The 13369-nt window shown below is 70.3% G+C and carries 14 protein-coding genes, 1 tRNA gene and 1 pseudogene; 10 read left to right on the top strand and 6 right to left on the bottom strand.

Going from position 1 to position 13369, the window contains the following annotated elements; all coding sequences use genetic code 11:
- The first annotated feature begins 188 nt into the window (after window positions 1-188).
- Genes QFW80_RS15380 through ybeY form a run of 3 tightly spaced genes read left to right on the top strand, consistent with a single transcriptional unit; the run spans window position 189 to window position 2658 of the window.
- Entirely contained in the window at window positions 189-1172 is a 984-nt protein-coding gene (locus QFW80_RS15380) for a PhoH family protein (protein ID WP_280602852.1), read from the top strand.
- Window positions 1173-1216: 44 nt separating this feature from the next.
- The gene (locus QFW80_RS15375; RefSeq protein WP_280602851.1) at window positions 1217-2176 is read left to right on the top strand and encodes a hypothetical protein; all 960 of its coding nucleotides are present in this window, start codon (window positions 1217-1219) and stop codon (window positions 2174-2176) included.
- Window positions 2173-2658, top strand: a complete 486-nt coding sequence (gene ybeY / locus QFW80_RS15370) for an rRNA maturation RNase YbeY (RefSeq protein WP_280602850.1) — start codon at window positions 2173-2175, stop codon at window positions 2656-2658. Before QFW80_RS15375 ends, ybeY begins: the two co-directional genes overlap by 4 nt.
- A gap of 15 nt (window positions 2659-2673) precedes the next feature.
- Here the strand turns inward: ybeY and QFW80_RS15365 are convergent, their stop codons facing one another.
- Window positions 2674-3153, bottom strand: a complete 480-nt coding sequence (locus QFW80_RS15365; protein ID WP_280602849.1) for a hypothetical protein — start codon at window positions 3151-3153, stop codon at window positions 2674-2676.
- A gap of 234 nt (window positions 3154-3387) precedes the next feature.
- Here QFW80_RS15365 and QFW80_RS15360 point away from each other — a divergent pair, with 234 nt between their 5' ends.
- The 6 genes from QFW80_RS15360 (at window position 3388) to QFW80_RS15335 (ending at window position 10297) form a co-directional block, all read left to right on the top strand.
- Window positions 3388-4356: a hypothetical protein gene (locus QFW80_RS15360; RefSeq protein WP_280602848.1), complete on the top strand. Its 969-nt coding sequence runs from the start codon at window positions 3388-3390 to the stop codon at window positions 4354-4356.
- A gap of 25 nt (window positions 4357-4381) precedes the next feature.
- A complete protein-coding gene (locus QFW80_RS15355; protein ID WP_202841147.1) occupies window positions 4382-4645 on the top strand; it encodes a hypothetical protein in 264 nt (87 codons plus the stop codon).
- Between the two features lie 107 nt (window positions 4646-4752).
- The gene (locus tag QFW80_RS15350; protein WP_280602847.1) at window positions 4753-5625 is read left to right on the top strand and encodes a CorC family transporter; all 873 of its coding nucleotides are present in this window, start codon (window positions 4753-4755) and stop codon (window positions 5623-5625) included.
- 142 nt (window positions 5626-5767) lie between these two features.
- On the top strand, window positions 5768-6931 hold the full coding sequence (locus tag QFW80_RS15345; protein ID WP_280603078.1) for a lipoprotein N-acyltransferase Lnb domain-containing protein: 1164 nt from the start codon (window positions 5768-5770) through the stop codon (window positions 6929-6931).
- A gap of 211 nt (window positions 6932-7142) precedes the next feature.
- Complete coding sequence (locus QFW80_RS15340; protein WP_280602846.1) at window positions 7143-9185, top strand: glycoside hydrolase family 97 protein; 2043 nt, start codon at window positions 7143-7145, stop codon at window positions 9183-9185.
- Window positions 9186-9292: 107 nt separating this feature from the next.
- Window positions 9293-10297, top strand: a complete 1005-nt coding sequence (locus QFW80_RS15335; RefSeq protein ID WP_280602845.1) for a magnesium and cobalt transport protein CorA — start codon at window positions 9293-9295, stop codon at window positions 10295-10297.
- On the opposite strand, the gene QFW80_RS15330 is transcribed toward QFW80_RS15335, so the two are convergent.
- The 4 genes from QFW80_RS15330 to QFW80_RS15315 all read right to left on the bottom strand — a co-directional run bounded on the left by QFW80_RS15330 (window position 10294) and on the right by QFW80_RS15315 (window position 12173).
- Window positions 10294-11289: an ArsA family ATPase gene (locus QFW80_RS15330; RefSeq protein WP_280602844.1), complete on the bottom strand. Its 996-nt coding sequence runs from the start codon at window positions 11287-11289 to the stop codon at window positions 10294-10296. The genes QFW80_RS15335 and QFW80_RS15330 overlap by 4 nt on opposite strands.
- On the bottom strand, window positions 11280-11555 hold the full coding sequence (locus tag QFW80_RS15325; protein ID WP_280602843.1) for a cory-CC-star protein: 276 nt from the start codon (window positions 11553-11555) through the stop codon (window positions 11280-11282). The genes QFW80_RS15330 and QFW80_RS15325 overlap by 10 nt, the downstream gene beginning before the upstream one ends.
- Entirely contained in the window at window positions 11555-12055 is a 501-nt protein-coding gene (locus QFW80_RS15320) for a carbon starvation CstA family protein (RefSeq protein ID WP_280602842.1), read from the bottom strand. The genes QFW80_RS15325 and QFW80_RS15320 overlap by 1 nt, the downstream gene beginning before the upstream one ends.
- Window positions 12031-12173, bottom strand: a tRNA-OTHER gene (locus QFW80_RS15315). The genes QFW80_RS15320 and QFW80_RS15315 overlap by 25 nt, the downstream gene beginning before the upstream one ends.
- On the opposite strand from QFW80_RS15315, the gene QFW80_RS15310 reads away from it, so the two are divergent.
- Complete coding sequence (locus QFW80_RS15310; RefSeq protein WP_280602841.1) at window positions 12126-12260, top strand: hypothetical protein; 135 nt, start codon at window positions 12126-12128, stop codon at window positions 12258-12260. The two genes, QFW80_RS15315 and QFW80_RS15310, sit on opposite strands and share 48 nt — an antisense overlap.
- A 2-nt stretch (window positions 12261-12262) precedes the next feature.
- On the opposite strand, the pseudogene QFW80_RS17605 reads toward QFW80_RS15310, so the two are convergent.
- Window positions 12263-13204: pseudogene (locus QFW80_RS17605) on the bottom strand (carbon starvation CstA family protein); the annotation flags it as partial.
- Window positions 13205-13369 lie beyond the last annotated feature (165 nt).

Raw genomic sequence — 13369 nt, 5'->3', positions numbered from 1 at the left:
GTGCGACTCGACAACGCCGTTTCGGCGGGAGCGGTATCCTGCGTCGCCTGCCGGCACGCGCTCCGCCCGATCGCGCCTCGCCCACGTAGGCGCCGTCGTTGCGACAGTCCGGCCCTCCGGCCGCATGCGATCCGTTGCGACCAGGCCGCGAGCACACCGCTTCCCATTCGCCCCCCTGCCCACTTCAGATGCCTCCATTGCCCCAGCGCGATTTCACCCTCGACCCGCCCGACATCGAGCGCCTGGCCAACCTGGCCGGGCCCTTCGATGCGCACCTGCGCCAGATCGAACTGCGCCTGGGCGTGGAGATCTCCAACCGCGGCAACGTGTTTCGCGTCGCCGGTCGCGACGACAGGGCGCTGGCGCGCACCGAAGCGCTGCTGCGCGAGCTGTACGCGGACGCCGGCCAGGAAACCCTCGACGCCAACGCCATCCACCTGCGCCTGGCGGGCATGGACGAACCGGTCGCCGACCCCGGCGTCGTGCCGCAGGACGTCGCCATCCGGGTCAAGCGCGGCACCATCCGCGGCCGCGGCCCGAACCAGGCCAGGTACCTGCATGCGATCGCCACCCACGACATCAATTTCGGCATCGGCCCGGCCGGCACCGGCAAGACCTTCCTCGCGGTGGCGATGGCGGTCGAGGCGCTCAACGAGTCCCGCGTGCAGCGGCTGGTGCTGGTGCGTCCGGCGGTGGAAGCCGGCGAGAAGCTCGGGTTCCTTCCGGGCGACCTGACCCAGAAGGTCGATCCCTACCTGAGGCCGCTGTACGACGCGCTCTACGAGATGCTCGGCGTGGAGAAGGTGGTCAAGCTGCTGGAGAAGAACGTCATCGAGATCGCGCCGCTGGCCTACATGCGCGGACGCACGCTCAACGATGCGTTCGTGATCCTCGACGAGGCGCAGAACACCACCATCGAGCAGATGAAGATGTTCCTGACCCGGCTGGGCTTCGGCTCCACCGCAGTGGTCACCGGCGACATGACCCAGATCGACCTGCCCAAGCACGTGAAGTCGGGCCTCAAGGACGCGATCGAGGTGCTGCACGAGGTCGACGGCGTAAGCTTCACTTTCTTCGAAGCCCGCGATGTGGTCCGCCACCCGCTGGTCGCGCGCATCGTCAGCGCCTACGACCGGCGCGACGCGGTCGATGCCGGGAGCGGTCCGGCGTAGGATGGCCGCCTCGGGCCTCGCGCCCGTCCACCGGACCCAAGGCCATGCATGGACGACGCCCCGCCTGCCTGATCGCATTCGCAACGGTCGTGGCGCCAACCTTCGCGGAGGGCACTTCCGAGGACGCGAAGGACGATGCCGGCGCGGTGCCATTCATTCTCCGCACCCATGTGATCGCGCCGCACAGGGTGGGTGACTTCGTCCTGGAGGACACCCACTACGATCCAGCGAACAAATTCGCCGGCGTTTCGATCCGCTACATCCTGCCGGGACACGAGGAAACCCGCTTCGACCTGTTCGTCTATCCCCAGGGACTCGGCGACACCGAGCAGGTCCTGGACAGCGGCATGCACGTGTTCCGCGCCACCTTGGACATGGCCGCCGGCCAGGGCCGCTATCGTGCGCTGAAGGTGGACGAGGCGGTCGAGTTCGATGTGCCGCTGCAGGCGCCTGCCGGGCTGGCGGAGGCCGGGAAGGACGAACAACCCCCGTTCTCCGACACGCAGGCCCCAGCGGCCACCGATGACGAACTGGCGCGAACGCTTGCGACCCTCACAGCCACCGAACGCCATGTCGACGGCCGCCGCATGGACATGCAGTACGAGTACCCCGGCGACGCGGAAGGCGAATGGTGGCCGATGCGCTCGCGCGGCTATCTGTTCTACCGCCACCTTTATTTCTTCAAGGGGCGGACGAGTGCGATGACCACGCGGATCGATGCGGACGCGTTCGCGGCCCTGACCGACCGCGCGATGCGCGAACTGGTCCCGGCGGTGCAGGCCTACAATGTCGGAAGTTGCCACGACAACGCCCTGCAAGTTGACCCCACCGCACCCGAGGGGGAGATGGCCGACGCCTTGGTCCGGGAGATCTTCGCCCTGCAGGCCCGCAACGAAGCGGCCAACTGCCACGCTCTTGCCAGCGAAGGTGCCGTCACCGCATTGGCGCGCGATGCCGACGTGGTGACCATCGAGTACGAACCCCACGAATGGGGTGCTGAATGACCCGCGGCCCCACCCGGCTGGACGTGGCGGTGGGCTATGCGGTCCCGCGCAAGGGCCTGCCGTCCGCGGTCTCGTTCCGCAGATGGGTGGCCGCGGCGCTTGCCGGCCGCATCCGCGAAGCCGACCTCGCCATCCGCGTGGTCGGCACCAAGGAAGGCCGCGCGCTCAACCGCCACTACCGCGGCCGCGACTACGCCACCAATGTACTCAGTTTCCCGGCCGACCTGCCCCGAGGCCTGCCCCCGGGCGTGCGCATGCCGCTCCTGGGCGACATGGTGCTGTGCGCGCCGGTGGTGGCGCGCGAGGCGCGCGCGCAGCGCAAGCCGCTCAACGCGCACTACGCGCACCTGACCGTGCACGGCGCCCTGCACCTGCTGGGCTGGGACCATGCCGACGCCCGCGAAGCCGAGGCGATGGAGCAGCTGGAGCGCGAGATCCTCGCGGGGCTCGGGATCGACGATCCCTACGCGCTGGACGACTGATCCCGCGCTCCCCTCTCACAGGCAGTCGATCAGCCCGTCCATCATCGTGCGCCCGGTCGACGGCAACGGCGCGTACAGCGGTTCGTCGACCGCGAGCGCGGCCAGCAGTTCGTCGATCGTCGTCCCCGGCGCCAGCGGCGTGCGGCACTGCCAGAAGGCCCGCTGCACGCCGATGCGTCCGGTCGCCGGCGCGATTTCCTCGTGGCTGGCCGCGAACACCCAGGTGCACATCCCGATCCGCCCGCTGACGCGATGCACCGAGCAGCGGAAGCGCAGCGACTCGATGTTGCTGTACTCGCCCTCGCAGAAGGTGTCGCCGCAGATCTGGTCGAAGTCGTGGCGCAGGCCGCGCGTCGCGGTGAACCAGCCTTCGTACTGGGCCTCGGTGCTGAAGTAGGCCGAGGTGTCGACGTAGTCCTCGCCGGGGCCGGCGGACGCGGCGAGGGGCAGCAGTGCGGCGATGGCGAGGCCGGCGAGCGTGCGAATACGGTGCATGGGAACGTCCTCCGTGACGTGATGGTGGTGATATCGCCCGAACAGGATCCGCGTTCGACCGCAGGCCGGATATCGGACGACACCCGGACGGGGCGTCGGGCAACGTCCCGTCCCGGGGTGGGGATTCTCGCGGCCTGGCGGCGCCCGCCGACCCCGCCGCGAGGGTTTCCCCCAGATTGTCGCGTTCGCCCGCCCCGGCTAGCGTCGTCGCATCCTGGCAGCCTGGCTCCCGCCATGGGCGTATTCGACAGTATCGGCAACGGACTTTCGCAGGTCGGCGGCGTCTTCAAGGGCGCCGGCGAAACGCTGTGGGAAACCGGCAAGGGCGTGGTCGACCTCGGCGTCGGCGTGGCCCGGACCGGCTACGACCTCAGCGGGGCCGGTGTGATCACCGATGCCTACGAGGACTTGACCGGGCAGGACGCGCCGGACTGGCTGCCGTCCGCACAGCGCGGCGGCGAGCGCCTGGAAAACGCCTTCGAGACCGCGGCCACCATCGCCCGCAACCCCGGGCTGCTGGTCGATGCGGTGGTCGAGCCGATCGTCGACGACTGGAACAACGGCAATTACGGCGAAGCCATCGGTCGCGGGCTGACCGAGGCGGTGCTGGTGGTGGTGGGCACGAAGGGCGTCGACAAGGTCGCCCGGAGCGGTCGGGTCGCCGATGCCGCCAGCGACGTCGCCGACGCCGCGCGCGCCGGGACCCGCATCGACAACGCCGTGCCGCTGACGCGCACCCAGATCGACGAGATCAGCGCCCTGCCCAAGGGCAGCCGGCCGGACCCAGCCGAATACCTGCCCGCCCAGTACATTTCCGACCATCTCGCCCTGTTCGAGGGCGGCGCCACCCGCTTCCAGCTCAAGTCCGGCCTCGACAAGTACGGGCCGGGCCAGGTGGACGGAACCTCGTTCGTGATGACCCGCTCGCAGGCCGACGAGCTGCTGGCCGCCACCAACGGCGACCCTCGCGCCCTGGAGCGCGCGCTGGGCCTGCCCGAGGGCCAGCTCGACGGCAACACGCTGATGCGCGTTGACTTCGACGCGCCCGCCGAACTCGACCTGCGCATGCCGTCGGGGAACGAGGCCGGCGCCAACGACAAGTGGATCCCCGGCGGCAGGCTGCCGGACGGCGCGGCCGAAGCGGTCATTGACGTCGCAGGGATCCCGCCAGCAAGATATTCGGCGACTCCCGTCGACCCCTGACCCCCGCGCGCGGAACCGCCCCGAAGTGAAATTCACCGATCTGTTCGTGAGCCGCGAGCTGCGTTTTTCCCTCGGCATCGAAGAACAATCAGGGCGCTACTACCTCTCGATCCCCGTGGCCAACCGCATGGCCGACTACGAGGAGTACTACGAGATCGACCGCGCGGCGCTGGAGCGCTACCGGGTCGATCCGGCCGCCGCGGAGGGTTTCCTGCAGCGCTGCCGCAACCGCGAGGCGGACGAGCTGCTGATTCTCAAGCCTGGCAGCGACCGCGGCGTCCCGGCCTGAGCACCCCGCCCGCCGGACGACGGGCGTGACGGGCGCCTTTCACGCCGGCGCGCTAGACTTCACCGGCTGCCCTGGCGGCGCCTTTCTGAATCAAGCACCCGAAAACAATGTCCGAGGACGACAGTAGTAGCGCCACCGAGGTTCCGGAAAAACGGCGCACCTGGCTGGAACGGCTCAGTTCCGCCATCTCCGGCGAGCCCAGCACCCGCGACGACCTGGTCGAACTGCTGCGCGACACCCATTCCGACGGCCTGATCGAGGCCGACACCCTGCGGATGATGGAGGGCGCGCTAGCCGTGTCCGACATGACCGTGGGCGACGTGATGGTGTCGCGCTCGCAGATGGTGGCCCTGCCCGCCGACGCCAGGTTCCTGGACCTGATGAAGCAGGTGGTGGAATCGGGCCATTCGCGCTTCCCGGTGCACGGCGAGGACAAGGACGAGATCCTCGGCATCCTGCTGGCCAAGGACCTGCTGCGCGGCGTGGTCGCCGACAACGGCCCTGGCACCATCCACGAGCTGCTGCGCCCGGCGGTGCTGATCCCCGAGTCGAAGAAGCTCAACGTGCTGCTGCGCGAGTTCCGGCAGTCGCGCAACCACATGGCGATCGTGATCGACGAGTACGGCGGCGTCGCGGGGCTGGTGACGATCGAGGACGTGCTGGAGGAGATCGTCGGCGAGATCGACGACGAGCACGACGACGCCGAGGACCCGAACGCGCTGATCGCGGCCCAGGCCGACGGCCAGTACGTGGTGGACGCGCTGACGCCGATCGCCGACTTCAACGAGCGCTTCGGTTCGGACTTCGACGACGACGAGTACGACACCATCGGCGGCCTGGTGACCGCGGCGATCGGGCACCTGCCCGAAGCCGGCGAGGAGCTGACGCTGGGCCGCTTCGGTTTCCGCGTCACCCGCGCCGACGCGCGCCGGCTGCACGCGCTGCACGTGAGCGTGCATGCCGACCACGAAGCGGAGTGAACCCGCACCTGCCGTCCTCGCGGTTCCGGCGGATGCCGGGGGCGCGTCGATCGCGCCCGCACGCTTGCCCGCGCGCGTGACGCGAGCGCAAGCCCGACCCCCGCGACGCCAGTTCGCGTCCACGCTGCAGGCTGCCCGCGGCATCTGCGCGCTGCTCCTGCTGGCGCTGCTGGTCTGCGCGCCGCTCGCACACGCCGCTCCGCGCATCGGCGTGGCGACGATGCAGCCGGGCGAGATCTTCTTCGAGCGCTTCGGGCACAACGCGATCGTGGTCGACGATCCCGCCTTCGCCGAGCCGGTCTCGTACAACTTCGGCTTCTTCGACATGACCGAGCCGGACTTCATGTCGCGCTTCGTGCTCGGCGACATGCGCTATCGCCTGGTCGCGCTGCCGCTGTCGCAGGACCTGGCCTACTACGCCGAGGTCGGTCGCGGCGTGTCGGTGCAGTGGCTCGACCTCGACCCCGCCGAGGCGGAACGGCTGGCGCGGGCGCTTGCGACCAACGCGCTGCCCGAAAACGCGGTCTACCGCTACGACTATTTCACCGACAACTGCTCGACCCGGGTGCGCGACGCGCTCGATGCCGCCACCGGCGGGCTGCTGCAGCGGCGGCTGGCGGTGCGCTCGCGCGGCAACACCTTCCGCGGCGACGCGGTGCGGCTGGCCTCGCCGGCGCCATGGATGTGGCTCGGGTTCGACCTCGGGCTGGGTCCGGCCGCCGACCGCCCGAACGCGCTGTGGAACGATGCCTTCGTGCCGATGCGCCTGGCCGACGCGCTCGGCACCCTGCGCCGCGACGACGGCCGGCCGCTGGTCTCCGGAACCCAATCGCTGCTGCCGCACCGGCTCGCGCCCGAGCCGGCGGAGGCGCCGCGCCCATGGTGGCCGTGGCTGCTGGCGGGCCTGGCGGCGGCGATCGCGATGCGCGCGCTCGGCACGCGCCGACCGCGCACGCTGGCGGCGGCCGTCGCAATCCCGCTATGGACGCTGTGCGGGGCGCTCGGCCTGGTGATGCTGTTCCTGTGGGGCTTCACCGCGCACCGCTTCGCGTGGGGCAACCAGAACCTGCTGCTGTTCACGCCGCTGTGCCTGCTGCTGCTGCACGGCGGCTGGACGATCGCGCGCGGACGTGCGGTCGGTCCGGCGTTCCGCATACTGGCCTGGCTGGTGGCGGCGGGCGCGGTGCTGGCGCTGTTCCTGCACTGGCTGCCGGTGCTGCCGCAGCGCAACGTGCACTGGATCGCGCTGATGCTGCCGATCCATGTCGCGCTCGCGTGGACGCTGGCGGCGCGACCGCGCGACTGAAACAGGTCTTCGCCGGCGTCCGGCGCTGCGCAGCCGCGATCTCCCATTGAGATCGCGTCATCCCGACCCCTCGGCGCGAACACGTCACCTGCCCGGCGCACGCCTGTGCACGGGGGTGGCGCTGCCGGCGCCGCGCTGCATACGTATGCACGGCTTGCGCCCCGAACGCCTGTGACATGATCGGGCGCATCCCGCAACGAGGGCTGCACCGATGCCGCTTCGACGCCTCTCCGCCTGCCTGCTGCTGTGCGGTGTCGCCGCGCATGCGCAGTCGCAGCTGCCCGCGAAGCCGATCGCCGAGGCGTGCTCGCCCGGCAAGGTGCTCTGCGTCGAGGTGACGACCGACAACGACGGCCGCCCGAGCTACGCGGTCTCCCGCGAGGGCAAGCCGGTGATCGCGCCCTCGCGCCTGGGCATGCTGTTCACCGACGTGCCGAAGTTCGAGCGCAACCTGGAGATCGCGTCCCGGTCCACCGACGCTGCGGACGAGACCTGGGAACAGCCCTGGGGCGAACGTCGCGAGGTGCGCAACCACTACAACGAACTGACCGTGACCCTGCGCGAGCGCAGCGGACCGCGGCGCGACTTCGACGTGGTGTTCCGCCTGTACGACGACGGCATCGGCTTCCGCTACGCGTTCCGCCGGCAGGCGGGGCTCGCGCGGCTGGAGGTCGCGGAGGAGCTGACCGAGTTCACCCTCGCGCAGGACGCCACCGCGTGGTGGATTCCCGCGTTCGAGTGGAACCGCGAGGAGTACCTCTACCACACCACCCCGCTGGCCGAAGTCGGCGACGCGCAGACCCCGATCACTCTGCGCACCGGCGACGGCCTGCACGTGTCGATCCATGAAGCGGCGCTGGTGGACTACTCGGGCATGAACCTCACCCGCGTCGACGGCCGCAAGCTCAAGGCCGCACTGACGCCCGGCACCGGCGGCGCGGCGAAGGTCTCGGTGGCGACGCCGCTCCGGACGCCCTGGCGCACGCTGCAGATCGTGCCGCGCGCGGTCGACCTCGCGCAGTCCTCGCTGATCCTCAACCTCAACGAACCCAATGCGCTGGGCGACGTGTCCTGGGTGACGCCGATGAAGTATGTCGGCGTGTGGTGGGAGATGCACCTGGACCGCAAGACCTGGGCCACCGGCGCCCGCCACGGCGCCACCGATGCCAACGTGCGCCGCCACATCGACTTCGCCGCCGAACACGGCTTCGGCGGCGTACTGGTGGAAGGCTGGAACCGCGGCTGGGACGGCGACTGGTTCGGCAACGGCGAGGAATTCAGCTTCACCCAGTCCGCCGGGGACTTCGATCTGGAGGCGCTGAGCGCCTACGCGCGCAGCAAGGGCGTGGTGCTGATCGGGCACCACGAAACCTCCGGCCACGCCGCGCACTACGAGTCGCAGCTGGACGCGGCGTTCGACCTGTACGAACGCGTCGGCGTGCCCGCGGTCAAGACCGGCTACGTGGCCGACGCCGGGCAGGCGAAGGTGCGCGACGCCGACGGCCGGATCGCCTATGCCTGGCACGAAGGCCAGGCGATGGTGAACCACCACGCGAAGGTGGTGACCGAGGCGGCGAAGCGCCACATCTCGGTCAATCCGCACGAGCCGGTGAAGGACACGGGCCTGCGCCGCACCTGGCCGAACTGGATCACGCGCGAGGGCGCGCGCGGCATGGAATTCAGCGCCTGGGGCAACCCCGGGAATCCGCCCGAGCACGAGTCGATCCTGGTGTTCACGCGCCTGCTGGCCGGGCCGATGGACTACACCCCCGGCATCTTCGGCATGCGGACCCGTGCGCCGGCCGGCATCGAGACCACCTGGGCCAAGCAGCTGGCGCTGTACGTGGTGATCTACAGCCCGCTGCAGATGGCGGCCGACCTGCTCGACAACTACGAGGCGAACCCCGGACCGTTCCAGTTCATCAAGGACGTGCCGGTGGACTGGGAAGACAGCCGCGTCCTGGCCGGCGAGATCGGCGACTACGTGGCGATCGCGCGCCGGCGGCGTGGCGGCGACGACTGGTACCTCGGCGCGGTCACCGACGAGCAACCACGCACGGTCGAGGTGTCGCTGTCGTTCCTGGAGCCGGGGCGGCGCTACACCGCGCAGGTCTACCGGGACGGCGACGACGCCGACTATCGCGGCAACCGCGAGGACATCGTGATCGAAAGCCGGGAGGTCACCGGCGGCGACATGCTGGAGATGCGCCTGGCGCCGGGCGGCGGACAGGCGATCCGGTTCGTCGCGCGCTGAGCGCTTCGCGCACCCGGCGTCGGGCACTCGCGCCAGCGCCCGCGCTTCCATCCGAGGCGCCCGGCCGCGGCTTGCCCATCGCGGCCGGCTGCAGCACGATGCGCGCCATGGATGCAGCACCCGCTTCGACCGCCAACCCCTCGTGCGTCATCAACTGCGCGGTCTATGCGACCGACGGCACGCGCCGCGACATCGCGCTCGCGTCGATCAGCGACGTGCTGGCGCAGGACGACGGCAGCTTCGTCTGGATCGGCCTGTACGAGCCCGGCGATTCGGTGCTCGAGACGCTGCAGGAGGAGTTCGACCTGCACGATCTCGCCATCGAGGACGCGCACAAGGCCCACCAGCGGCCCAAGGTCGAGGCCTACGGCGGGGCGCTGTTCCTGGCGGTGAACACCGCGCAGATGGTGGAAGGCCGGATCCTGTTCGGCGAGACGCACATCTTCGTCGGCCCGCGCTACCTGATCACCGTGCGCCACGGCGCCTCGCTGTCCTATGCCCCCGCGCGCGCCAGGGTTGAGCGCGAGCCGGACCTGCTGGCGCTGGGGCCGTCGTACGCGCTGTACGCGGTGCTCGATTTCATCGTCGACAACTACCTGCCGATCGCCGACCAGTTCAAGTCCGCGCTGCACGCGCTGGAACGCGACATCTTCTCCGACGCCTACCGGCGCAGCACCCTGGTGCGACTGTACGACCTCAAGCGCCAGCTCACCGAGATGCGGATGTCGGTGGCGCCGCTGATCGACGTGCTCTCGCAGCTGGTGCGCTCGCCGTCGCTGCAGATCCCCGAGGACACCCGCTTCTACTTCCGCGACGTGCACGACCACGTGGTGCGGGTGAACGACACCGTCGACGCGCTGCGCGACATGCTCGGCACCGCGATGGCGGTCAACCAGTCGCTGGTGACGCTGGCGCAGGGCGAGACGGTGAAGAAGCTGGGCGCGTGGGCCGCGCTGCTGGCGGCGCCCACCCTGATCACCAGCTGGTACGGGATGAACTTCCGCGCCATGCCCGAACTCGACGAGCGCTACGCCTATCCGGTGCTGGTACTGCTGGTGGGCGTGGTGTGCTTCGGGCTGTACCGGCTGTTCCGGCGCATCGGCTGGCTCTAGCCGCCGCGCGCGAGCAGATCGGCGAAAGCTGCGATCGCTGCATTCCCCACCACATCCCCGGCCAGCAGCGGCAGTTCCTGGCGCGGAATGGTCGGCAGCGCGTCGTGCAAGGTGTCCAGATGCACCTGCTCCTGCGCGCGGCGCCCGGCGAGGAACGCCCCGGCGTCGGCCGGCGAGCGGCGGTTGACCACCAGCGCCGCGACGTCGATCCCGGCGCGCGCCAGGCTGGCCTGCAGTTCGATGGTCTCGAGCACCGGCAGGCGCTCGGCGGCCAGCACGATGACGAAGGCGGTGGTCGTCGGGTCGGCGAGCACGTCGCGCAGATGGGCGAACAGGTGCCGGCGCCGCTGCAGGACCGCGCGGATCGCCTGGTCGCGGTCGCCCGGGGTGCGTGCTTCCCCGCCGCCCAGCGCACGCGCCCCGATGCCGTCGTCGCCACCCAGATTGCGCAGCGCGGTCCCGAAGCGCTCGCTGCGCTGCTGGCGATGCAGCAACCCCTCGGTCCAGGCGGCCATCATCTCGGGCAGCGCCATCAGCCGCGCGGTGTGGCCGGAGGGAGCGGTGTCGAACACCAGCAGGTCGTAGTCCGTCAGCCCATCCTGCACCAGCTGCGCGATGCGTTCGAGCAGCGCGGCCTCGTGCATGCCCGGCGCGTCCCGCGACAGCGCAAGATGGCGGTCGACCTCGCCCGCCAGGTGCGGCGGCATCAGCTTGCGCAGCGCGGCGCCGACCTCGGCCAGGTGCGCCTCGACCGTCGCGCCCGGATCGATCTCGAGCGCATCCAGCCGCGCGACGACCGGCTGCGGGTCCGGCCCGAGCCGACGCTGCCACAGATGACCCAGGTTGTGGGCCGGGTCGGTGGACACCAGCAGCACGCGGCGCCCGGCGGCCGCCTGCGCCCAGGCCACGGCCGACGCCACCGTGGTCTTGCCCACCCCGCCCTTGCCGCCGACGAACAGCACGCGGCGCGAGGCCGCGAGCGTCAGCAGCATCCGACGTGGTCCAGCGGCGAGCGCTCCATGCCCATGCGTCGGTGCCAGTCGTGGAAGCGTTCGTACAGCACCGGCATCAGTTCGAGCGTGTACCACGCGGCCGGGTTCGGCACGCCCAGGGCCTCGGAGCAGACCAGCAGCATGAACAGGTCGTCCTCGTCCCGCTGCGCGCGCGCGAACGTGCGGCGGTAGGGAGCCGCGTAGGCCTCCCCGAGCGCGGCGGAGAGCCGTGACAGCGCTGACCCGCCGGGCAGCGGATCCGTCATCAGCCGCGCTCCTGCTCCAGCGTGCCCTCGGCGTCAGCGCGCGCGTCGCGACCATGGCGCATGGCCAGGAATGCCTCGAACGACACCCACAGTGCCGCCACCAGGATCACCACGTCCATGCCCAGCAGCAGCCAGTTGCGCTGTTCCAGGAACGTGCCCAGCTGCACGATCAGCGCGTACACCGACATCAGCAGCAGGAACACCAGCGGCACCAGGGTGAACAGCGGGTTGCGGCCCTTGCGGATCAGGATCACCGAGATCACCGCCAGCGTGAGCGCCGCCAGCAGCTGGTTGGTGGTGCCGAACAGCGGCCAGATCACCATGCCGCCGCTGCCGTCGCTGCCGGCGCCGAAGGCCAGCGCCATGCACACCGCCAGCGCCACCACCGTGCCGGCCAGGGTGCCGACCTTGATCCCCGCCAGCTCCGCGGCTTCCTGCACGACGAAGCGCTGCAGGCGCAGGCCGGTGTCCATGGTGGTGGCGGCGAACAGGATCGCCATCGTGGCGAGCATCGTCGAACCCAGCTGGGCCGGCATGCCCAGGCCTTCGACCAGCAGCACGTCGCCGCCGTTGACGAAGGCGGTCACGCCACCGCCGCCGAACTGCGCGTACACCGCCTGCCAGTCGACCAGGGTCGCGAAGCCCGCGGTGCAGCAGATGATCGCCGCCAGCGAGAGCATGCCCTCGCCCACCGCGCCGAAGTAGCCGACGAAGCGCGCATCGGTCTCCTTGTCGAGCTGCTTGGAGGTCGTACCCGAGGCGACCATCCCGTGGAAGCCGGAGATCGCCCCGCAGGCGATGGTGACGAACAGCAGCGGCATGATCCCGGGCGTGCCTTCGGGCACCGCGTCGTTGAACGCAGGCGCCACGATCGTCGGCGAGGCCAGCAGCACGGCCGCGTACAGGATCCCCAGCCCGACGAACAGCTGCAGGCCGTTGATGTAGTCGCGCGGCTGCAGCAGCACCCACACCGGCAGCAGCGAGGCGATGCCCGCGTACAGGAACAGCAGCACGATCCACGCCGACTTGGCGCTCATGCCGAACACCGATTCGGGCAGCACCAGCGGATAGCTGTTGCCGATCAGGATCAGCGCGTAGAGCACGATCACCCCGCCGATCGACGGCCACAGCAGGCCCACCTTCCAGCGGTAGATCAGCTGGCCGATCACCAGCGCCACCAGGATCGCGCCCCACACCGGGATGACGGAGGTCGGCGTGGACACCAGCAGGTTGGCGATCACCACCGCGAACGCCGCGTTCACCATCAGCAGCAGCAGGAAGATTACCACCAGGAACAGGTTGCGCCCGCGGCGGCCGATGTAGCTGCCGCTGAGCATGCCCATCGACTTGCCCTTGTTGCGGACGCTGGCCCAGAGCGCGCCGAAGTCGTGCACGCCGGCGAAGAACACCGTGCCCAGCGTCACCCACAGGAACGCCGGCGCCCAGCCCCAGATCACCGCGATCGCCGGCCCCACGATCGGCGCGGCGCCGGCCACCGAGGTGAAGTGGTGGCCCCAGAGCACGAAGCGGTTGGTGGGCACATAGTCCACGCCGTCGCGCAGCGTGTGCGCCGGCGTGGGAAAGTCGGCCTGCAGCCGATAGATCTTCTCGGCGATGAACTTCGAGTAGAACACGTAGCCCAGCGCCATCGCGCCGAGCCCGAGCAGCAACAGGATGATCGCATTCACGGCAGCACGCTCCCGGGGTGGACTGCGGTCCGGTGAGGGGGAGGGTACTCCGTAAACCGTGTGTCCGGCAGACGCGTCGCCGCGATCGCGACCAAGGTCGAATCAGCCGGTGCTGCGGCGCAACAG

The organism is Luteimonas rhizosphaericola (assembly GCF_029888045.1).
Lineage (GTDB): Bacteria > Pseudomonadota > Gammaproteobacteria > Xanthomonadales > Xanthomonadaceae > Luteimonas > Luteimonas rhizosphaericola.
Note: the sequence above shows the minus strand (reverse complement) of the source record. Positions and strands in the feature narration are given on the sequence as shown.